At 67.5% G+C, this 19,659-nt stretch carries 22 protein-coding genes and 1 tRNA gene; 9 read left to right on the top strand and 14 right to left on the bottom strand.

Annotation, left to right across the window (positions count from 1 at the left end; translation table 11 throughout):
- The 5 genes from O7553_RS27275 to O7553_RS27255 all read right to left on the bottom strand — a co-directional run bounded on the left by O7553_RS27275 (position 1) and on the right by O7553_RS27255 (position 5,785).
- Complete coding sequence (locus tag O7553_RS27275; RefSeq protein WP_281552420.1) at positions 1-1,509, bottom strand: penicillin-binding transpeptidase domain-containing protein; 1,509 nt, start codon at positions 1,507-1,509, stop codon at positions 1-3.
- Positions 1,506-2,948 carry an FtsW/RodA/SpoVE family cell cycle protein gene (locus tag O7553_RS27270; protein WP_281555775.1) on the bottom strand — a complete coding sequence of 481 codons (1,443 nt, stop codon included), beginning with the start codon at positions 2,946-2,948 and terminating at the stop codon, positions 1,506-1,508. The genes O7553_RS27275 and O7553_RS27270 overlap by 4 nt, the downstream gene beginning before the upstream one ends.
- 73 nt (positions 2,949-3,021) lie before the next feature.
- Complete coding sequence (locus O7553_RS27265) at positions 3,022-4,500, bottom strand: PP2C family serine/threonine-protein phosphatase (RefSeq protein ID WP_281552419.1); 1,479 nt, start codon at positions 4,498-4,500, stop codon at positions 3,022-3,024.
- On the bottom strand, positions 4,497-4,979 hold the full coding sequence (locus O7553_RS27260) for an FHA domain-containing protein (RefSeq protein ID WP_281552418.1): 483 nt from the start codon (positions 4,977-4,979) through the stop codon (positions 4,497-4,499). Before O7553_RS27260 ends, O7553_RS27265 begins: the two co-directional genes overlap by 4 nt.
- Before the next feature lie 2 nt (positions 4,980-4,981).
- Positions 4,982-5,785: a DUF3662 and FHA domain-containing protein gene (locus O7553_RS27255; RefSeq protein ID WP_123606559.1), complete on the bottom strand. Its 804-nt coding sequence runs from the start codon at positions 5,783-5,785 to the stop codon at positions 4,982-4,984.
- Between the two features lie 248 nt (positions 5,786-6,033).
- Here O7553_RS27255 and O7553_RS27250 point away from each other — a divergent pair.
- The 3 genes from O7553_RS27250 (at position 6,034) to O7553_RS27240 (ending at position 8,132) form a co-directional block, all read left to right on the top strand.
- Positions 6,034-6,119 (top strand) — tRNA-Leu (locus tag O7553_RS27250).
- A gap of 136 nt (positions 6,120-6,255) precedes the next feature.
- A complete protein-coding gene (locus tag O7553_RS27245; RefSeq protein WP_281552417.1) occupies positions 6,256-7,329 on the top strand; it encodes an NAD-dependent epimerase/dehydratase family protein in 1,074 nt (357 codons plus the stop codon).
- Entirely contained in the window at positions 7,326-8,132 is an 807-nt protein-coding gene (locus tag O7553_RS27240; protein WP_281555774.1) for a WecB/TagA/CpsF family glycosyltransferase, read from the top strand. Before O7553_RS27245 ends, O7553_RS27240 begins: the two co-directional genes overlap by 4 nt.
- A gap of 481 nt (positions 8,133-8,613) precedes the next feature.
- On the opposite strand, the gene O7553_RS27235 is transcribed toward O7553_RS27240, so the two are convergent.
- The 4 genes from O7553_RS27235 to O7553_RS27220 form a co-directional block, all read right to left on the bottom strand.
- Positions 8,614-9,045: a hypothetical protein gene (locus O7553_RS27235; RefSeq protein WP_281552416.1), complete on the bottom strand. Its 432-nt coding sequence runs from the start codon at positions 9,043-9,045 to the stop codon at positions 8,614-8,616.
- Positions 9,029-9,700, bottom strand: a complete 672-nt coding sequence (locus tag O7553_RS27230) for a hypothetical protein (RefSeq protein ID WP_281552415.1) — start codon at positions 9,698-9,700, stop codon at positions 9,029-9,031. Before O7553_RS27230 ends, O7553_RS27235 begins: the two co-directional genes overlap by 17 nt.
- Entirely contained in the window at positions 9,700-9,957 is a 258-nt protein-coding gene (locus O7553_RS27225) for a hypothetical protein (RefSeq protein WP_281552414.1), read from the bottom strand. Before O7553_RS27225 ends, O7553_RS27230 begins: the two co-directional genes overlap by 1 nt.
- A 211-nt stretch (positions 9,958-10,168) precedes the next feature.
- Positions 10,169-11,352, bottom strand: a protein-coding gene (locus O7553_RS27220) for an IS3 family transposase (protein ID WP_281550879.1) whose coding sequence is annotated in 2 segments (ribosomal slippage) — positions 10,169-11,085 and positions 11,085-11,352 — 1,185 coding nt in all. Because the reading frame shifts where the segments join, the coding sequence is not laid out codon by codon here.
- 243 nt (positions 11,353-11,595) lie between these two features.
- Between O7553_RS27220 and O7553_RS27215 the strand changes: the two genes are divergently transcribed.
- Positions 11,596-12,015, top strand: coding sequence for a VOC family protein (locus O7553_RS27215; RefSeq protein ID WP_281552413.1), 420 nt, complete (start codon positions 11,596-11,598; stop codon positions 12,013-12,015).
- 143 nt (positions 12,016-12,158) lie between these two features.
- On the opposite strand, the gene O7553_RS27210 is transcribed toward O7553_RS27215, so the two are convergent.
- Complete coding sequence (locus O7553_RS27210) at positions 12,159-12,392, bottom strand: winged helix-turn-helix domain-containing protein (RefSeq protein ID WP_281552412.1); 234 nt, start codon at positions 12,390-12,392, stop codon at positions 12,159-12,161.
- 317 nt (positions 12,393-12,709) lie between these two features.
- Positions 12,710-12,931, bottom strand: a complete 222-nt coding sequence (locus O7553_RS27205) for a winged helix-turn-helix domain-containing protein (RefSeq protein WP_281552411.1) — start codon at positions 12,929-12,931, stop codon at positions 12,710-12,712.
- Between the two features lie 404 nt (positions 12,932-13,335).
- On the opposite strand from O7553_RS27205, the gene O7553_RS27200 reads away from it, so the two are divergent.
- The 3 genes from O7553_RS27200 (at position 13,336) to O7553_RS27190 (ending at position 15,860) form a co-directional block, all read left to right on the top strand.
- Positions 13,336-13,593: a hypothetical protein gene (locus tag O7553_RS27200; RefSeq protein ID WP_281552410.1), complete on the top strand. Its 258-nt coding sequence runs from the start codon at positions 13,336-13,338 to the stop codon at positions 13,591-13,593.
- A gap of 210 nt (positions 13,594-13,803) precedes the next feature.
- On the top strand, positions 13,804-14,088 hold the full coding sequence (locus O7553_RS27195) for a DivIVA domain-containing protein (RefSeq protein WP_281555773.1): 285 nt from the start codon (positions 13,804-13,806) through the stop codon (positions 14,086-14,088).
- A complete protein-coding gene (locus tag O7553_RS27190) occupies positions 14,085-15,860 on the top strand; it encodes a hypothetical protein (protein WP_281552409.1) in 1,776 nt (591 codons plus the stop codon). Before O7553_RS27195 ends, O7553_RS27190 begins: the two co-directional genes overlap by 4 nt.
- Before the next feature lie 276 nt (positions 15,861-16,136).
- Here the strand turns inward: O7553_RS27190 and O7553_RS27185 are convergent, their stop codons facing one another.
- The 3 genes from O7553_RS27185 to O7553_RS27175 all read right to left on the bottom strand — a co-directional run bounded on the left by O7553_RS27185 (position 16,137) and on the right by O7553_RS27175 (position 18,860).
- Positions 16,137-16,799, bottom strand: coding sequence for a hypothetical protein (locus O7553_RS27185; RefSeq protein ID WP_281552408.1), 663 nt, complete (start codon positions 16,797-16,799; stop codon positions 16,137-16,139).
- A gap of 337 nt (positions 16,800-17,136) precedes the next feature.
- Positions 17,137-18,165 carry a CU044_5270 family protein gene (locus O7553_RS27180; protein ID WP_281552407.1) on the bottom strand — a complete coding sequence of 343 codons (1,029 nt, stop codon included), beginning with the start codon at positions 18,163-18,165 and terminating at the stop codon, positions 17,137-17,139.
- Positions 18,138-18,860 carry an RNA polymerase sigma factor gene (locus O7553_RS27175; protein ID WP_281552406.1) on the bottom strand — a complete coding sequence of 241 codons (723 nt, stop codon included), beginning with the start codon at positions 18,858-18,860 and terminating at the stop codon, positions 18,138-18,140. Before O7553_RS27175 ends, O7553_RS27180 begins: the two co-directional genes overlap by 28 nt.
- A 63-nt stretch (positions 18,861-18,923) precedes the next feature.
- On the opposite strand from O7553_RS27175, the gene O7553_RS27170 reads away from it, so the two are divergent.
- Both O7553_RS27170 and O7553_RS27165 read left to right on the top strand, forming a co-directional pair.
- On the top strand, positions 18,924-19,211 hold the full coding sequence (locus O7553_RS27170) for a hypothetical protein (RefSeq protein WP_281552405.1): 288 nt from the start codon (positions 18,924-18,926) through the stop codon (positions 19,209-19,211).
- Positions 19,208-19,603: a type II toxin-antitoxin system VapC family toxin gene (locus O7553_RS27165; RefSeq protein ID WP_281552404.1), complete on the top strand. Its 396-nt coding sequence runs from the start codon at positions 19,208-19,210 to the stop codon at positions 19,601-19,603. Before O7553_RS27170 ends, O7553_RS27165 begins: the two co-directional genes overlap by 4 nt.
- Positions 19,604-19,659 lie beyond the last annotated feature (56 nt).

Raw genomic sequence — 19,659 nt, 5'->3', positions numbered from 1 at the left:
TCATCGCCCCTCACGTTCGGCGACGAGGGCCCGCATAATCTGGCCGGAAATCCGGGCCGCTTCCGCGCTGCCGCCGCTGCCGGCACCTTCCAGCAGTACGCAGACCGCCGAAATCGGTTCACCGTCCTCGGACGTGACGAAGCCGATGAACCATCCGTGGTCGTCGTCGCCCTCGCCGGCCTGCGCGGTGCCGGTCTTGCCGCCGACGGTGTACCCGTCGATCCGGGCGTTGCGGCCGGTGCCGTTGCGCACGACGCTGACCATCATCTCCTGCAGGTCGGCGGCGACCGACCCGCTCACCGACTGGCGCAGCTCCCGCGGGTCCGCGGTGTAGTAGCTGCTGGTCCGGTCGGCATGCAGCAGCTGCTGGATCACGTACGGACGCATCTGGCTGCCGCCGTTGGCCACCGCCCCCGCGATCATCGCGCCTTCCAGCGGGGTCATCCGGACGTTGTTCTGGCCGATCGACGACTGGGCCAGCGCCGCGCCGTCCTCGCTGCCGTCCGGGTTGGCGATGTCGCCGGTCCGGCTGGCCGCGACCGGCAGGCCGTCGTCACCGCTGCTCCGGCCGACGACCAGCTCCTCGTCCTCGAAGCCGAAGTCGCGTGCCTTTGCCTTGACCGTCTCGGCGCCGAGCTCCACGCCCAGCTTGGCAAAGCCGGTGTTGCACGAGTCGGTCAGGGCGGTGATCAGGGTGACCTCGTCCTGTGGGCAGATGGAGTCGACGGCGTTGCGGATGTCGGTGCCGGAGTCAGGGTGCCGGTAGACCGGGCCGGCGGAGATCGGCGTCTCGACGGTGGTGCCGTTCTCCAGGGCCGCCGCCGCGACGACGACCTTGAAGGTGGAACCGGGCGGCAGCACCTCGCCGAGGGCCCGGTTGTTCAGCGGACGGTTCGGGTCACTGTCCAGCTCGTTGAAGGCCTCCTGAGCCGCCCCGGTGTCGTGGCTGGCCAGCGGGTTCGGATCGAAGCTGGGCAGCGACACCAGGGCCTGCACCGCGCCGGTACGCGGATTGAGCGCCACCGCCGCGCCCACGTCGACGCCCACCCGGTTGTCCAGCAGCTGCCGGTACGCGGTCTCCTGCGCCCGCCGGTTGATGGTGAGCAGCACGTTCCCGCCGCCGGTCTCCTCGCCGGTGAACAGGTCCCGGACCCGGTCGGCGAAGAGTTGGTCGCTGGTGCCGGCGAGGAACTCGTTCTCGGCCTTCTCCACGCCGGTGGCGGCCAGGTTGACCGGCTTGTAGCCGATCACGTGCGCGTAGAGCTCGTTGTCCGGGTAGGTCCGCAGGTACTGCAGCTCGCCATCGGTCGGCGTGCTGGTGGCCAGGGCACGGGCGCCGGCTTCGATGTTGCCGCGTTGCCGGTCGTACTCGGCGACCTGCACCCGGCCGTTGTAGTCGCTGGTGCGGTACTCCTCGGCCTTGTAGCCCTGGACCCAGTTGAGGTTGACGAAGAGCAGGCCGAACAGAACCATGATGACCACGCCGACTCGGCGCAGTGGGGCGTTCATCGGCGGATCACCTCCGTCGGCGCGCCGTGCAGCTGGGCGGGTGGTCCGGCCGGGGTACCGGGCGGCCGGGGCTCGGCCCCCACCACCGGCCGGCGGCCGGCGTCGGAAATCCGCAGCAGCATCGCCACCAGCAGCCAGTTCGCCATCAGCGACGAGCCGCCGGCGGACAGGAACGGGGTGGTCTGACCGGTCAGCGGGATCAACCCGCTGATCCCGCCGACGATCACGAAGACCTGCAGGGAGAGGGTGAACGCCAGGCCGCCGGCGAGCAGCTTGCCGAACGAGTCGCGTACCGCCAGACCGGCCCGCAGCCCGCGCTCGGCGACCAGCAGGTAGACGACCAGTAGTGCGGAGAGCCCGAACAGGCCGATCTCCTCGCCGAGGCCGGCGAAGATGAAGTCGTTGTGCACCTCCGGCACCTTCAGCGGCTGGCCGCCGCCGGGTCCGGCGCCGAACAGCCCGCCGGTGCCGAGCCCGAGCAGCCCCTGGACCAGTTGGTAGCCGTCGGCGTACGGGTCGGAGAACGGGTCGAGCCAGATGTTGGCCCGCTGGTAGAAGTTGGCGAACGGACCGCCGACGATGTTGCCCAGGTGGTACGCCAGGAACGCTCCGCCGAAGAACAGCAGCAGACCGATGATCAGCCAGCTGACCCGTTCGGTGGCGACGTACAGCGTCACCACGAACATGCCGAAGTAGAGCAGCGACGTCCCGAGGTCCTTCTGGAAGACCAGGACCAGGACGCTGAGCAGCCAGACCACCAGCACCGGGCCGAGGTCGCGCCCCCGGGGGAAGTCGATCCCGAGCACCCGCCGGCTGGCCAGCGACAGCACCTCACGCTTGCGGACAAGGTAGTACGCGAAGAAGGACAGCAGGGCCAGCTTGGCGAACTCGCCGGGCTGGATGGAGAAGCCGCCGATCAGGATCCACAGCTTGGCGCCGTTGACCTCGGAGTACCGCGCCGGCAGCACCGCCGGGATCATCACCAGCACGATCCCGGCCAGCCCGAGGGTGTACGCGTACCGGGCGACGACCTGGTGGTCGCGGACCAGGACGAGCAGCCCGGCGGCGAGCACCACGGCGGCCAGGGTCCAGGCCAGCTGCCGCCCGCCGGTGCCGGCGAAGATCGGGTAGTCGATCCGCTCCGCGGCGGCTACCTGGGCCAGGTCGTAGCGGCGCAGGAATCCGACGCCGATGCCGTTGAGCAGGGCCACCGCCGGCAGCAGGGCCGGGTCGGCGTGCGGGGCGAAGAACCGGATGACCAGGTGCAGGCCGACGAAGACCGCGCCGACCACGGCGGTCGGCACCCAGAAGCCGGGCCGGATGGTGCCGAGCACGGCCGCTTCGGCTGCGGCCGAGTAGAGCGCGACCACGGCGAGCGCGAGGGCCAGCAGGCCGAGTTCGGCGTTCCGCCGCGTCCTGATGGGGCGGATCCGCGGCATCTCACCGGTGATGGCCGGCGGGGCGGGTCCGACTGAAGCGGTCACTGGGTTTCCTTCACCTCGCTCGCCGGCCTCAGCCGACCGTCCGGCAACCGGCCGGGTTGGTCACCGGCGGGACCGGCTCGACCGGTGGGGCGTCCGGGGAGCTCTCCGGGGCACCGGACGGGCTCGGCGTGCCGCCCGGTGACGGGCTGTTCGCCGGTCCGGTCGGTGACCCGGAGACGAGGCCCTCGGGTGTCGCACCGGGCGATCCGGTCACGTCGGCTTCCGGTGACGGCGTGGGCGACGGCGGCGGGGTCGGGGAGGGCGACGGCGGGCAGATCGGCTTCAGGTTGGGGTTGCCCGGGTCGTCCCGGGTGAGTTCCAGCAGGTGCCGCTGCGCCTCGGCTTCGCTGCCGGCGTGGATGCCGCGCTTGACCCGGTCCTGGGCGACGGAGGTCAGGTCGTCCAGGGCGAGGTCGCTCGTCTGGTGCACGGTGGAGAGGCTGACGCCGGCCACCTCGCCCGGCATGCCCTGGAAGATCGCTAGCTGACCGTCGCCGGTGGCGCCGACGTAGTACTGCCGTTGGGTGTAGGCCCAGCCGGCCCAGACCCCGCCGCCGAGGATGCCGACCAGCACGACCAGCACGATCGCCGCGCGCAGCGGCCGGCGGCGGGGGCGTTGCTGGTCGTCGTCCGGGGCGGCAGCGGCGGCGTCGGCCGGCTCCGGCACGGCGGCCCGTGGCGCGGACAGTGCGGAGGCCCGGGCGGCCGGGGTGGAGTCGTCGGCGGCGGTCGCCATGCCGCGGTCGCGAGCGGCGGCACCGCCGACGATCGGTGCCTGCTCGTGGATGCTCTGGTCGGTGGCGTCGGCCACGACGACGGTGATGTTGTCCGGGCCGCCGCCGCGCAGCGCCAGCTGGACCAGGCGCTCGACGCACTTGCCCGGATCGGTGTACTCGCGCAGCGTTTCGGCGATGGTGTCCGGGCTGACCACGCCGGACAGCCCGTCACTGCAGATCAGGTAGCGGTCGCCCGCGACGACCTGGCGTACCGAGTACTCCGGGTCGATGTCCCGACCGTCCAGCGCCCGGGTCAGCAGTGACCGCTGGGGGTGGCTGCTGGCCTCCTCGGCGCTGATCCGGCCCTCGTCGACCAGCATCTGGACGTAGGTGTCGTCCTTGGTGATCTGCGCGAACTCCCCGTTGCGCAGCAGGTACGCCCGGGAGTCGCCGATGTGCACCATGCCGATCTTGCTGCCGGAGAAGAGCGTCGCGGTCAGCGTGGTGCCCATCCCCTCCAGATGGGGGTTGGCGTCGACGGTGTCCCGCAGGTGCTGGTTGGCCAGGCCGACGGCGCCGCGTAGGGCGTCGACCATGGCGTCGCCGGGAACGTCCTCGTCGAGGGGGGCCAGTGCCCCGATGACGAGGTTGCTGGCGACGTCACCGGCGGCCATCCCGCCCATGCCGTCGGCCACGGCGAGCAGCCGCGGCCCGGCGTAGACGGAGTCCTGGTTTCCGTCACGGATCAGTCCGCGGTCACTGTGGGCGGCATAGCGCAGGGTCAGAGTCATGGCCGTAACTCAAGAGATGTGCGGCCGATTCGGATCGGCACGGCGAGGGGTACGGGGGTAGGTCCGGTGACCTTAGCGCGGTCCAGGTAGGTCCCGTTAGTGGAACCCGCGTCTTCGATGAACCACTGGCCGTCGCGGGGCATCAGCCGGGCGTGTCGCGCCGAGGCGTAGTCATCGGTGATGACCAGGGTGGAGTCCTCTGCCCGACCTATCGTAATCGGAGACTCACCCAAAGTAATTTTGGTCCCGGCCAGTTGGCCAGCGGTCACTACGAGCTGATGAGCGGCCCGCCCCCGTTTGACCTTGGCCGGCCGGGCCGGTGCCGTACTGCTGCTGACCCCGCGCGGAGCCGCGACGAGGCGGCTGGAGCGGGCACCGGCAAACAGATCCCGGCGGATCACCCCCACCACCGTGAACACGAAGATCCACAGCAGGACGATGAAGCCGACCCGAGCGACGGCAACGACGAATTCGGGCAAGGTTAGCCATCCACTCGGAACGTGAGCGTGGTCGTCCCGAGCTGGATCATGTCACCGGGGTTCAGGGCCACTGCGGAGACCCGCTGCCCGTTGACCATGGTCCCGTTGGTCGACCCCAGATCGGTCAGCACCACTTGAGCACCGTCGAAGTCGAGCCGGGCGTGTCGGCGGGAGATCCCCACGTCCGGCAGTCGCAGATTGGCCTGGTCACCCCGGCCGATCACGGTCGAACCCATCTGCAGCGGATAGGTCCGCCCGTCACCCGAGACCAGCCGTACGTTGCGGGCGCCGGCCGGCGAGTGCGGCGGTTGACCGTACCCCCCGCCCTGCTGGTCGTACGGCGGATAGCCGCCCTGACCACCGCCGGGCATGTCGTACCCGGGCTGCTGCACCGGCGCGACGTCGCCGCCGGTGAAGACTTCGGCCGTCACCCGGAACATCCCGGTGTCGAGCCCGTCGCCGCGCTCGATCTCGACGATCACGTCGCCGTAGACCGTCCAGGCCTGCTCGCCGATGAACTCCGCCTGCGACTGGGCGAGCTCCTGGGCCAGGGCAGCGGCGTACGGAGCCAGCCGACTGTGGTCGTACGGCGAGAGATCGATCACGTAGCGGTTGGGCACCAGCGTGCGCCCACCAGCCAGGATCGCCTTGTGGGCCTCAGCCTCCCGCTGCATCGCGTTGAGGATCTCCACCGGGTGCACGACACCCTTGAACACCTTGGCGAAGGCCCCTTCGACTAGGCCTTCCAGACGCTTCTCAAAGCGTTGCAGCACGCTCACCGGCTCCTCCTCGGGTTCCGAGGACATGATGGTATCCGGCCGTCGCCCGTGCCACCCGCACGCCGATCGACCACCGCTCCCGGCCTGTCCCGAACGACCGACCCGCCCCGTGCTACTCTTCGCCAGGCGTCGCGGGCGATATCCAGCTCGGGGCGACCAGGGACAGCGTAGTATGTCCCGGCACCTGCCAGCGGGTGGCCCTGACCGACACCCCCACCGGGATCGGGAAGGACCGGCCGGGTTAGTCTTTCTACCGACTGTCCCGGACAGCATCCGGGGAAGTGGCGGAATGGCAGACGCGCACGGTTCAGGTCCGTGTGCCCGAAAGGGCGTGGGGGTTCAACTCCCCCCTTCCCCACCAGCAGGTCGGGCGGCATCAGCCGCCTGCACCAGCTAGCAACGATTGAGAAGGCTCCGCCCGACGGCGGGGCCTTCTTCACATATCGCCCGGATATCCTGTTGACCGTTTACTCCACCCCCCAGCTCAGGAGTGTCGTGTGAGCGTCGCGTTGGTTACCGGTTCCGGCGGTCTGATCGGATCGGAGGCGGCCCGGCACTTCGCCGGACTCGGCCTGGATGTGGTGGGCATCGACAACGACATGCGCCGCGAGTTCTTCGGCCCCGAGGCGTCCACCGCCTGGAACGTCGAGACGCTGCGGCGTGACCTCGGTGCGGCGTACACCCATGAAGCGGTCGACATCCGCGACCGCGACGCCCTGGCGGGCCTGTTCCGGCGGTACGGCCGGGACATCGCCGTGGTGATCCACACCGCCGCGCAGCCGTCGCACGACTGGGCGGTCCGTGACCCGTTCACCGACTTCGACGTCAACGCCGGCGGCACCCTCAACGTGCTGCAGAACGTCCGGGAACACTGCCCGGAGGCGCCGGTGATCCACTGCTCCACCAACAAGGTGTACGGCGACCGGCCGAACAGCCTGCCGCTGATCGAGCAGGAGACCCGGTGGGAGATCGCCCCGGACCACCCGTACGCCGGTGGGATCACCGAGGACATGTCGATCGACGCCTGCCTGCACTCGGTCTTCGGCGCGTCGAAGGTCGCCGCCGACATCATGGTGCAGGAGTACGGCCGCTACTTCGGCATCCGTACCGCCTGCTTCCGGGGCGGCACGCTGACCGGCCCGGCGCACTCGGCGACCGAGCTGCACGGCTTCCTCGGCTACCTGATGCGCTGCAACATGGAGCGACGCACCTACAGGATCTTCGGGTACGGCGGCAAAATGGTCCGCGACGCGATCCACAGCCACGACGTGGTCTCCGCGTTCGAGGCGTTCTTCCGCGACCCACGCCCGGCGGCGGTCTACAACCTCGGCGGCGGCCGGCACTCCAACTGCTCGCACCTGGAGGCGTTCGCGCTGGCCGAGCAGATCACCGGCGAAAAGATGATCACCGAGTACCAGGAGGCGAACCGGGTCGGCGACCACCAGTGGTGGATCGGCTCGAACGCCGCTTTCCAGCGGGACTACCCTGGCTGGAAGCAGGTCTACGACGTACCGATGATCCTGCAGGAGATCTACCAGGCCAACGTCGACAAGTGGGTGCCCGGGAAATGATCGACCAGGGCAAACGCAACCTGCTCGGGGTGCTGGTCGACGCCGTCGACTACGAGGCCGCCACCGAGCGGGTGATCGACGCCGCCCGGGAGCGCCGGCCGCTGGCGTTGACCGCACTCGCCGTACACGGGGTGATGACCGGGGTCCTGGACCCTGCGCACAACGCCCGGCTCAACTCGTTCGACCTGGTCACCCCGGACGGCCAACCGGTGCGCTGGGGCCTCAACCTGCTGCACGGTGTCGGGCTGAAAGACCGGGTGTACGGGCCGACGCTCACCCTGCGGGTGCTGCAGCGCTGCGCCGACGAAGGGCTGCCGGTCTACCTGTACGGCTCCACCGAGGAGACGCTGGACCGGCTGGTGCCGAAGCTGGAGCAGATGTTCCCGGCGCTGAAGTTCGCCGGGGTCGAGCCGTCGAAGTTCCGGTCCGTCGGCCCTGGTGAGGACGCCGAGATTGCCGACCGGATCCGGGACTCAGGGGCCCGGCTGGTGCTGGTCGGGCTGGGCTGCCCCCGCCAGGAGGTCTTCGCGTACGCCATGCGCCCGCTGCTGGACATGCCGCTGATGGCGGTCGGCGCCGCCTTCGACTACCACGCCGGGCTGCTACGGAAGCCGCCATCCTGGATGCAGCGGTACGGCCTGGAGTGGCTGTGGCGGCTCGGGCTGGAGCCGAAACGGCTGTGGCGCCGGTACGTAATCCTCAACCCGGCGTACCTGAGCCGGCTGGGCGCACAGAAGCTGGGCGTTTGGCAAGCTACCCCGCCAAAGGCCGCCACCGACCGCCCCGCCACCTTCGCCGTCTGACCACCTCACCCGGCTCCGGTAACACGACCGAGACGACCAACTCGGGGAGGATTGGTGGAAATGACGACCTATTCCGCGTCCTGCAGGCGGGGCGGCGACTGGTGGGCCGTTAGCGTTCCCGAACTCAAAGGCCTTCACACCCAGGCTCGCCGTCTTGACCAAGTCGCCGCCATGGCTCGCGAGGCGATCGCCCTACTGCTTGAGGTCGATCCGGCCACAGTAGACATTGAGGTACGTCCAGAGCTACCCGGAACAGTCACGGCAGCACTGGACGCCAGGCAGGCCGCTCGGGACGCTGACGAGAAGGCCGAACAAGCGACCGCCACGGCTATACGGGCTCTCCTGAGCGACGGTTACACCGTCCGGGATGCGGGTGCCCTTTTGGGACTGTCACCCCAACGCATCTCACAGATCGCCGCTCGAAACACTACGCGACCCACGTCAAGCGCAGCGTAGGGATACGATTCGCTGCTGCCTCCGGCTACATGTACTGGGCGGCGGTCTGCTCGACTTCGCGGATGAACTCCTCCAGCTCGGCCTCGGTCCACTGTTCGTCTTGTAGCAGCGTACCGAGGATCACGATCTGCGCTGGGAAGGAGACCTCGGCATCGACCCCGTCGAGAAGTTCCGCCTCTCCCAGCGCCGCACGGATGAGACCTTCCAGCTGAAGTGCAGGCAGATCCTTGCCCCGTTGGTACTGGTCACGGACCTGTGCGACGAACGCAGACACCTTGTTGAGGTCAGGCTCCGGCCCAAAGTGGCGGTCGACGGCGATCGCGAACGCCGCGCCGATCACCGGGACCGCGCCGTGCCAGTTCGTCCTGCCAAGAACCTCAGTCAACCGGTCGATCGTTCCCCAGTCCCGTCGAGCCATTGCCCGGATCAGATCGCCGAGTTCAGTCGGAACGCTCACGTTGACGCAACCTCGCTAAACCTTGTCGGATGTATCGGTCAGCCCGGCGGGCTGCCAACCCAGCGATAAGAGCTGCCACGACGAGGTGGCCCGCCGCGTCGCCGGCTTCGAGCTTCGGTCTCGTGTCCGTGAAGGCCACTGTAGGGGCCGATGTGCCCGTGGTTGACTGCGACCCTGGCGGGGGAGTCGCCAGGTCCCGCAGGATGTTGAGACCCGAGTCGCCCAGCTCAGCGGTTGTCTTGGCCGTGTCCTGAACATCCTCCGTTCGACGCGCCAGACGGTCCAAGAAGCTGCCGACGCCTCGGCGGGACTCGGAGCGGCGGGTGGTGTCGGCCAGGAGTTCTTCGCCGGTCGGGCCGGCGAGCGTGGGTTCGGTGGGTGCCGAGCCGGGGGCGATACGGTTGGCGTAGGCGTTGAGGTGCCCGGCGGCCTCAATGAGCAGGCGGGCGACCTTTCCGGCCTTGTCTGCGGCGGTCTTCCACTCGGTGGTGGCGTTCGTGACAGCGCGCGCCGACGCTCCTGCGCTCGCGGCGGAAAGGGACTGGTGCGCGTCGGTCACTTCCTGTTGGGCACGCAGGGCCGTCGCGGCGGCCGAGCTGAGGCCGGTCGATGCCCGAGCGATCTGGGCGATGACTTCGGCAACCGTCCCAGCCATCACAAATCCGTGCGGTACGTGTCGACCAGTTCCTCACCGACGTCCAGTCGGGCGATCGCCAACTTGATCTCGCGGAGCGCGGACCTGGCCTCGGTCAGCGCGTCGGTAGCCAGTTCATGGTTGCTGCCCTGACAGGTGTAAGTCGCCAACTCCAGGGCCTCGCCCGCTGTAGCGGCAGCCTGTTGCAAAGTGTTCATGCCGCTGCGGGCGCTCTCCAGGCCCCTGCCCAGCTGAGCCTTGACCTCGTCGACGCTCACCGAGCCGGCCTCCCCGGTCGCGGAGCCGCCGTACCGGAAGGCGACTCACGTTCGTCAGGTACGCCCGACCATAGTCGACCAGCTACGGACCGGCGACCCTGCGCGACGGATATCCGTCACCCGGGCTGGGGTCGCTGCGGCCCACCCGGCCCAGCCATCGTTGTCGACTGAGGGGCCTCGCGTTTTCCGGACAGTGGTTCGGCCGGTTCTTTCACGCCGCGATTTGAAGGTTCTCGAACTCTGCGTGGACTTCCCGGGGAGGTCGGTAGCCCACCGCTGAATGCAGACGCTGACGATTGTACCAGAATTCGATGTAGGCAGTAACGTCCCGGCGTGCCGCCTCACGAGTGGGATACTTCACACGCGACACGCGTTCGTTCTTCAGCGCACCGAAAAACGATTCCGCCATCGCATTGTCGAAACAAATTCCGGTCCGGCCAGCAGATCGCCGCAACCTCAGATCCCGAAGCGTTCTGCCGTAGTCGTCCGACATGTAGTTGCTGCCCCGGTCCGAATGAAAGATGGCGTTCTTCCTGAGTTCGCGATTCCGGGCGGCGTTACGGATGGCGCGGGATATCAACGACGTCTGGTAGTGGTCGTCCATCGCGTATCCGATGACTTCCTTCGTGCAGCAGTCGATGACGGTCGCCAGATACAGCCACCCCTCGCCGGTCGGGATGTACGTGATGTCGCCGACGAGCTTCTCGCCAGGCGCGTCGGCGGTGAACTCCCGGCCGACGAGGTCAGGCACCGTGCCGGACGACGACTGGGTGAGACCCCACCGCCTCGGGCGGGGCTGGCACGGCACGAGCCCGAGCTCGCGCATCAGCTGGCGGACGAGTTCCGGCCCGGCGGACACGCCCTGGCGCCGCAGTTGCGCGTGGACACGTCGATGCCCGTAGGTGCCGTCGGACGCGGCGAACACCTCCTCGATGGCCGATCGAAGGTGGGCGCGGCGGGTGGCGGTCGCGGAGTCGGGGCGGGTTCGCCATTCGTAGTATCCGGACCTGGACACGCCGAGTTGTTCGCACATGAAGTCGACGGGGTAGGCGTACTTCGCGGTGTCGAGTCGCATCGTCTCGATGAACTCGTACAAGCTCGTTACCGAGGGTCCTTCGCGAAGTACGCCGCGGCTTTTTTCAGGAAGCTGTTCTCCATTTCGAGTTCCCGGTTGCGACGTTCGAGTTCCTTCAGTCGAGCGCGCTCGTCGACGCCGATCGGTGGGCTGTCCTGGGCGCCGCTGTTTTCCCGCCGGTACTGGCGGACCCAGGAACGGAGCGTCTCCGGGTGAACGTCGATCTCCCGGGCAACCTGCGACACTGGCTTGTTCGACTGTAGAACGAGTTGCACTGCTTCTTCACGGAACTCTGGGGTGTATGAGCTTATGCGTGCCATCGCGCTTCTTCCCTCGACTTTCCTTACAGGGTAACCTTATTGGCTCCCTGTCCGGAATCCTCGGGGCACCTCAGACGCACCGGCCCTGCTGAGGTAGGCACGGCAACAAGCAGGCGTCACAAGTAGGGCTGCGTCCAGCTGGGCTGACCGCTCCATTCGCGTCCGGACCTGCCGATGTCAGGATGTTCGCTCGGCGACTTCGTGGTGTGATGACAGGGCCAGCACTATGAGGAGGCGTCGTCAGTGTCCGACTATCCGGTTCTCATGCACACCGTCCTGGACGCCACCGACGCCCGAGCCCTCGCTGAGTTCTACCGGGAGTTCCTCGGACTGCAATACCGTCCTGGTGACGAACCTCCGGCTGACGGAACCACCGATGACGAAGACTGGCTCGTCCTGGTCGACGGCAACGGCAACCGCAAGCTTGCCTTTCAACAGGTGCCTATATTGGCGCGGCCAACCTGGCCGTCACACGACGTTCCGAAGCAGATGCACCTGGATCTCCACGTACCAACCGTCAACGAGTTGGAGCGACACCGTCGACGAGCCGAGCAGCTCGGAGCCAGCTTGCTTCACGACCGCACCCAGAATTCAGAGGAGCCTCTCTACGTTCTCGCCGATCCGGAGGGACATCCGTTCTGCATCCTCGTCGGCTCGGGGTAGGCCAACGTACGGATCTGCCGCAATCCGGTGCGAGCACCTAACCCAGCTGTTACGGAGCGTAGCCGGCATACACTACGCGGCGCTCTAGGCTGTGGGCATTCGCCGGGAGCGTGGCAGCCTTGCCACGAACTCGGCAGCGAGGATTACATCTCCATGGCTTGCTCGGCGACGTACGTGCCCTTGCCCTGGTGGCCTTCGACCAGGCCACGGTCGCGCAGCAGCCGCAGGGCGGCTTGGGCTGTGGAGACGCTGACCTTGTACGTGTCGGAGAGCTGGGCGTATGTCGGCAGCTTGTCGCCCGGCGACAGCTCACCGGACCGGATCTGCTGGGTGATGTCATCGACGACACGTAGGTAGTCGGCAGGTCGACTGGGCATTTCAGGTACTCCTCGCAACTTCACCTCATGTGCCCATCATGCAAATATCGCACATTTCCAGTCTTCAGTACGTCAAGCGCCACGGCAACGCGCCGCCATACATAGGGACGGAGCCGCTGCTGCGCCTTCTCCGCCGTACAAGACTCGAATGTAGACAGCTCAGTATCCGAAATCTTGAGCCCGGTAATCTGCTCATCGGTCAGCTCGCCGCCGTCAAAGATGAACGAGAGCAGGTCGTCCCAGGGTCCGTGTGGTGACACCCAATCGACCACCAGCAGCCCGGCTACGTGCACGTCCAGCCGCAGGTAGGACGGCAGCTACTTCTCCGCTACGTACACGCCGCGACCGGAATGTCCGACGACGAGGTCTCGGTCGTGCAGGAGTGAGACGGCGCGGTACACGGTTGCTGGGCTGACGTCGTACTGGTCGGCAAGCTGGGCGGTACTGGGCAGCTTGGTGCCAGGCGGTAGTTCGCCGCTCTTGATCTTCGCGGTCAGTTCGTCTGCGATCCGTCGGTAATCGGCTGGTGCTGAGGGCATGGCACATCCCCTTGGTTCGGCACCACTATTCGATCACGCACAACCTCCGTCAGCAAGTGATGCAAGAAACCTGGGGTCCGAGGGTTTACCTACATCAGCTGTTGACGTAGGTTGGTGCTCGGTCAGCCCCTTGGTTCGGCAAACCCGGCGGTCGACCCCGTCAGGGCGGCACCAGCTCTGCCGTCCTGACGGCCCTCACCACGCGGCCCTGCGTGCGTACCGCCGATTGAGGCTGCGCGCGCAGGGCGGGCGGCCCGACCTCCGCACCCCCGTTCGGGGTCGGGCCGCCCTTCCACCCGCTCTACCCCGAAGACCATGCACGACCCGCGTGCTTGAAAGGCGACCTACCATGCGCAGACTCCTCGACTTCCTCCGCGTGAAGATGCCGGCGGCTGATCGGTAGCGTGCCGGCCGACCGGTCGCCGGCGGACCCCCGGCCCGGCGACGAGTTGATCATCGACGGCAGGGCGAGTGTGCAGTTCGCGGCCGGGCGAGGTTTCCGGTTCCGGGTGACGACAGTGGACAAGCGCTGGACATACGAGGGCTGGGTCTGGTTGGCCGGGTACGTGTTGGCACCGGACGGTGAAGCCCGCGAACGGCGGGAGATCTTCGTCCAGCGCGACGGTCTCCGCTGGGCTCGCACCCCACCCCGACACCGCTGACCAGGGCGGCGGCACAACTGCGACGTAAGCCGCGCCGTCTCGACCCGTACCCCTGAAGGTTTCCGACTTTGGAAGGTGGTTCCTGCTGTGCGTAGGTTCTTTGACCTGTTCCGGCGGCCGGTGCGGAGCCGGCGCAATCGGCGGTTACTCGCCGAGATCGCGCGCCACAACCAGCGGCCGATCGACGCTGCAGCCGGCCAGCGCCGGCCGGTGCGGCGGGCCCCGAACACCGTCGGCCACCTGTACGGCAGGCCGGTGCGGCCGTCGATCAGTCCCGGCCTGGTCCGCGAGCGCCGGTTCACCGGCCGGACCCGGCGCGGCTGCGACCCCACCGAGGTACGCACGTTCCTGCACCTGGTCGCCGACGAGCTGACCGCCCTGCGCGCCGAACTGCACTCCACCCGCGACGAAAACGTGCGGATCAAGCAGGCGTTGCGGGAGTGGCAGTCACAGCAGTTCCAACAGTTTCAGGCAGGGACGGGGGTGGCCGGGTGACCGGGGTCAACGGAGTGCCCGCCGGCCCGGTCGTCCGTGTCGTCGGGTTCGGGTCCGAACGGCGGCGGGCGCAACTCGTGGTCACCGTCGCCAACCTCGACACCGGGGCGGTGGCCTCGACCAGCCTCGTCCCCGGCTCGTTCACGCCGCTGCCGACACCAAACGGCACCTGGTGGCTGCCGTACGCGCCGATCGTCACCGACCTCGCCACCCGCGCCGGGGTGGCTGCCGCGACACTGTGCGATCCGGACTTCCCCGACGAACCCGGCCGGCTCCCGTCGTCCGGGCTGACCCTGCCGATCCAGTGGCAGCCCGGCACCCCGGAGCGGGACCGCCACCGGTGGGAGGCGTCGGCGCTCGCCAACCGGCTCACCGCGCCGTGGCTGGTCCTGATCGGCCGCAGCAGCGCACCGCGGCCACCGGGCGACCCGGCCCGGCTGCTCGGCCGGCTGTGCGCGCTCGCCGACCAACTCCACGTCGACCTGGTCCTCGAAGCCCGACCAGCGTCGACCCCGAGCGGGCTGAGCTGGGACATCCGGTACGAACTCGCTGGCGGGAAAGTGCCCGACTACCCGCACCGCTGGGTAGCCGACCTGCCGGCGGCGATCGCCTCGATCAGCCCGGAACGGGCCGCGTCCGGGCTGGCCGTGGCCGACTGGAACCTGCCCGCCCACTACCTCACCGAGGCTGCCCTCACCCCGCACCCGGTGCCGGTCGGGCTCGACGGTCACCCCGGCGGCCACGACCTCGACCAACTCGAACGACGCATGATCGCCGACGCCGAGCAGCACGGCGGCGCGCAGGCGATCTGGCGTAACCGGCACTGGTGGCACACCAGCCTGCGACCCGACGACACCGAGCCGGGCGGGGTCGGCGGCAGGTTCCGGCGCGGCTGGGAGCCGCCAGCGCCGAGATACTGGGGCGAGCCGATCCCCACCCACCCCTGCCCGCGCTGCACCAACGCAACAGATCCGCCGTACTGCACCGACTGCTACGGCACCCGCCGGGTCCGGCACGGCGCCGTCGTCACCGTCACCGACCTGCGCGGCCGCACCGTGCACCGTAACTGGCGACCCGACGACGACCCCACCGGACCTACTCTCGCCCACACCGACCGACCATCCGGCACCAGCGTGTGGCAGTTGCCCGAGCACTACCGGATCGGCTCCCTCGCCGCCGAGTTCGGCGTACAGCCCACCGACCTGACCGACATCGACGGCGAGCACGTCATCGACCAGCACCTGCGCAACGGGGTCAGCCAGATCCACCACGGCCGCGACCCGCTCGCCGCGTACCTCGCCGAAGCCGCCGCCGCCCACGACGGCGCCCGCGTCATCGCCCGCGCCACCGACTGGCCCGGCCCCACCCTCGACCAGCTGGCCCGACTCGTCACCGGACTCGGCCTCGCCCTCGACATCACCGTCGTCGACCACCGCGACAGCATCGGCCGACCGGAGCTGATGCAGGGCCACACCTGGTCGGTCCAGGTCGCCGACCCGGCCACCCCGCCGACCGTCGACCCGGTCCCCACCAGCGCCGCCCTGCCAGAAGCTGTCGCCCTCTGCCACCGCTACCTCTACGGCGCGCTGCGCGCGACCATCCCCACCGACCCCGAGAAGCCCATGTCCGTCCCCCACCGGCCGGCGACCGCCGGCCCAGCTCCCGACACCACCAGCTTCATCACTGAGGTACGCCACCAAGCCGCCACCCACCCCGGCACCCCGGCTACCGTCCGCATCCACCCCGACCGCACCCACCCCACGGCAACCTGATGACATTTCATGAGTACGCCGGCCGAAGCACGCACCCCGTGGGAGACTTCATGCGGCCGCAACTGAGCCGAGCCCCTACATCCCCCCGTCGATTGAAAACGGGAACTGCAAATTTAGCCGGCAGATACTAACCGTCCTGGTAAAGACATATTGCCGGGTTCGTTACAAACTATCGTAAACTGCCGGTGGCGAAGAGAGCGCAGCCAGACCGCGATTCACCCCATCGCCACCGGCAAAGCCAGCGAGCTAAATATCAGAGCCGATCCTCAAGAGCCACTAACAAACGCGGACGGCATCGAGAATGTTATCGTATGGACCCATTCCAGTATTGTATTCGAACGCATAGGAGCTAAACAGGAGGGTCCATTGGTTGACGCCGTTCCAGTTGTAGAAATGGCTAGCAGTATTTGGTGTTTGATTGTTCACCCAGGATGAGATTCGATCGTTCCAGTACCCACCCCCAGGGAATGGAATGGCACCAAGATCCTTGAACTGGCAGTAATAGAAAGAAATGATCGCACTACTAGGATGCAAATTTGGTTCTGTATAAAGACAAAGATATTCATAGTAGCAGCCGTAGAAATAGTCATCTGCGGCGGGCGAAATTGGCTCGGCGTTCTTGGCTACATGAACTGCGGACGGTGCGGGTGGAGCGATGCGCTTAGTGACGGTCGGCATTTCAGCTGCGGTGGTGTTGGCGAAGCGCTTATCCCGCGGATGATCGGCAGGCAGTGTGACGAGCACGCCGGGTGCCGCTCGGACCGTGTTCTCGTCGATAGCGATAGATCCTGGATAATAGTCCAGCAGAGACTGGAGTGCCATCGAGTGTTGAGGCGTTGCTGGAAGACTCTTAGCCTGCACTGGTGAGGCCGCTGAGGTCAGGATAACCATCGACACAGTCACAAATGTCAAGAGCGTGCGTCCAATACGTTGGTTCACCAAGATCTGGACTCCCCCTGCTCCATACACACTGGAACGGGTGACGCAAGCTGTTTCCTAGCAAGCTAAAACCAATCGCGACAGGCACCCGTAGGTCGATCCACGGCGGTCGACCCACAGCCGATTGTATCGGCATCTACCGATGCACAGAGGTTATTTGAGCGGATTGCGGTGCGCCATGCTCGCCTTCCATGATCGACATGATAGAGAGTGCTTGTAGGACGACCGCCTGATGCCAGGGCTAGCAGGGGAGATCTAACCCGAGTTAGCCGAAGGAGTGACAGAGTGCGATCGGATAACAGAATGGTAACAACGTCGATTATGGTTCGTGCCTCAGTCAGGCCGGCGACCTACCTGCGTCGTTCACGATGACCTGGCGTAGCAGGGCGCTGTTGGTGGTGCCGAGGAACACGAACGACGTCGCATCGAAGATGAGCGTCGTCCCTTCGGGCATGCCCACCGCTACCCCATCCCGGTTGGCAAGGTCTCGTGCCTGCTGTCGGACGGTCACGCCTGGCAGCGAGGCCAACGCGTCGAACAAAGCGCTTCGCTGAGGTGAGGTGAGGTACCTACCACCGACCAGCAACTCACCGGCCCGCTGGAAGACGAGCGCATCAGTTGCTCTGCCACCTGGGGAGGCAGAGGACGTGACCCGCAGCTCTGACTGCGCTTCCCCCCCCGAAGACACATCGGCTCGGAGCCAGTCGAGCACCGCTGCTGGGCTGTCCGGCATCTCCGCGTCGTACCCCCGCTGCAGCGCACACGGCTGGTCACTGATCGGATCGGCGGCTGGACCGGAACGATTCGGTGAGCAGGCCGGCAGCACTAGGTCGTTTGGCTCGGCCTGGTCCTGCTGGTACGCCCTGTCCCGGATCAATCCGTCCTGAGCACCGTCTGCCGAAAGCCAGATCTGCCGCAATACCCGCGGCCCGTCTCTAATGGTGAAGCCACCGTCCGGATGCTGCACCTGGTTGATCGGGCTCGCCACTGTCTCGGTGAACACGAACTGTCCAGTTTCCGGGACGGGGAGGTCCGCTTCGTGAGCCACCAAGGCGGCGGTACGCAGGATGGAAGAAGCCTCGGCCGTGCCCGACGATGGCGCTGATCCACCTACCGGCCACCCGCCCCCTACGGCTGCGGTGGCGAACACGAGAACGGCAGCTAATGCCGCTCCTGCTAGGCCGAGGTTCAACCGCCGGCCGGGCCATACCGTGCCGCCGCGCGGCACTCCTGTCTTCGGGCTGGGTCCATCGAGGATGCGGTCACGCCAGGCTGTCGGTGCATCCCCGGCGTCCGGAGCCAAGTCGGCACCGAGTTCCTTGAGCCGATCCATCTCACTCACGCCCTGCTCCATCTCCTCCACCATCGCTCCTCGCGCTCAGTACCTGTCAAAGTGCTCCGGGCCGGGTCGCTCTCCAACACGTCCCGCATCCTGCGGCGTGCCCGGTTCAGTCGTGATCGGACCGTGCCGATCGGGATTTGCATGACTCGAGCGACCTCCTCGTAGCTCAGGTCGCCCCAGGCAACCAGGAGAAGCACGTCCCGCTCCTTGCGGCCGAGCCGGGCGAGCGCCGTGGCCAACGGTCCTCGCCACGCCTGGGCAGACGCTGCGGCTGCCACCCGATCCGCCAATGCCTCTTCGCCACCGTCGGGCTTCACCCGCAGATACGCCCGGTACCGGGCGCTCTCGGCGCGGTAATGTCGGGCCAACTCACGGTGCACGATCGCGAGCAGCCACGGAAACGCGTTGGGATAGCCAGGGTCGTAGGTGTGCCGGGCGCGGAACGCGGCCACGAACGCGTCCGCGACGACGTCCTCGGCAATCTCCCGGCCCACCCGTCGGTAGGCATAGCCGTACAACATCCCGGCGTGCTTCTCGTACACCTGCGCGAATCGATCGGGGTCGTCGAGCGACGCGACGATGATCGCAGCATCATTGGTCGACTCCGCCGCAATGCCCCTCACCCGGAGCCCAGCGGTGGCGATAGGTTCACGATCATCTTTCCTTCCTGTCTGCATCCTCTCAGCTATCTCTATGCGCGAGCGCGAGATCGGGTTCACAGTCCACCAGCCAATCCCGAGGTTGACTTGACCCTGCAGTCATAACGCATTCAAAATGAAGTCATGGCTGTAGTGCTCACCATCCGCGACGTGCCAGAGGAGGTACGGGACCTCCTGGCCCAGCAGGCCCGCGAGCGCGGCCAGTCGCTGCAGGCGTACCTGCTGGCAGTCCTCAACCGGCAGGCTGACTTCTGCCGCAACCGGCAGCTCCTCGCCGAGCTCAGCGACGAACTCGACGACCGCAGCGGCGGAGCCGGACCGACCGCGCCGGACGCCTCCGACCTGCTCGCCCGTTCCCGCGCTGAACGGGATTTCCCGGACTCCGCGCACTCCGGGCGAGACGTCGGGTGATCGTCGTCGACGCCTCGGTCCTCGCCAGCGCGCTCGTCTACAGCGACGACCGCGGCCGCAAGGCCCGCGTTGTCCTGAGCCGAGACCCCGAGTGGGCGGCACCGGAGCACTGGAAGGTCGAGGTCTTCTCTGTCATGCGAGGGCTCGCCCTCGGCGGAAAGATCACCAACGAGACGGCGGCGCGGGCGGTCGACCGGATCAGCCGCCTCGGCGTCGACACCGTCCCGATCGACGACCTGCTTACCCGGATGTGGCAGGTCAAGGCGAACATCAGCGCGTACGACGCCCCCTACGTCGCCCTCGCGGAGCGCCGCGCACTGACGCTGGTGACCGCCGACGGCAAACTCGCCCGCGCGGCGAGCGCGTACTGCCGGGTCGAACTCGTCGCGTAGCGGGACGTGGCTCCGGCGGTCAGGTCTTCCGCCTAGGCAAGCGCTTTCCTATGCTG

The sequence above is a fragment of the Solwaraspora sp. WMMA2059 genome (assembly GCF_027497315.1).
Lineage (GTDB): Bacteria > Actinomycetota > Actinomycetes > Mycobacteriales > Micromonosporaceae > Micromonospora_E.
Note: the sequence above shows the minus strand (reverse complement) of the source record. Positions and strands in the feature narration are given on the sequence as shown.

Bases quoted from the DNA above. Each gene is read 5' to 3' on its own strand.
- O7553_RS27275 (WP_281552420.1), bottom strand. From the start codon at position 1,509: ATGAACGCCCCACTGCGCCGAGTCGGCGTGGTCATCATGGTTCTGTTC.
- O7553_RS27270 (WP_281555775.1), bottom strand. From the start codon at position 2,948: ATGCCGCGGATCCGCCCCATCAGGACGCGGCGGAACGCCGAACTCGGC.
- O7553_RS27265 (WP_281552419.1), bottom strand. From the start codon at position 4,500: ATGACTCTGACCCTGCGCTATGCCGCCCACAGTGACCGCGGACTGATC.
- O7553_RS27255 (WP_123606559.1), bottom strand. From the start codon at position 5,785: ATGTCCTCGGAACCCGAGGAGGAGCCGGTGAGCGTGCTGCAACGCTTT.
- O7553_RS27240 (WP_281555774.1), top strand. From the start codon at position 7,326: ATGATCGACCAGGGCAAACGCAACCTGCTCGGGGTGCTGGTCGACGCC.
- O7553_RS27230 (WP_281552415.1), bottom strand. From the start codon at position 9,700: ATGGCTGGGACGGTTGCCGAAGTCATCGCCCAGATCGCTCGGGCATCG.
- O7553_RS27210 (WP_281552412.1), bottom strand. From the start codon at position 12,392: ATGCCCAGTCGACCTGCCGACTACCTACGTGTCGTCGATGACATCACC.
- O7553_RS27205 (WP_281552411.1), bottom strand. From the start codon at position 12,931: ATGCCCTCAGCACCAGCCGATTACCGACGGATCGCAGACGAACTGACC.
- O7553_RS27180 (WP_281552407.1), bottom strand. From the start codon at position 18,165: ATGGTGGAGGAGATGGAGCAGGGCGTGAGTGAGATGGATCGGCTCAAG.
- O7553_RS27170 (WP_281552405.1), top strand. From the start codon at position 18,924: ATGGCTGTAGTGCTCACCATCCGCGACGTGCCAGAGGAGGTACGGGAC.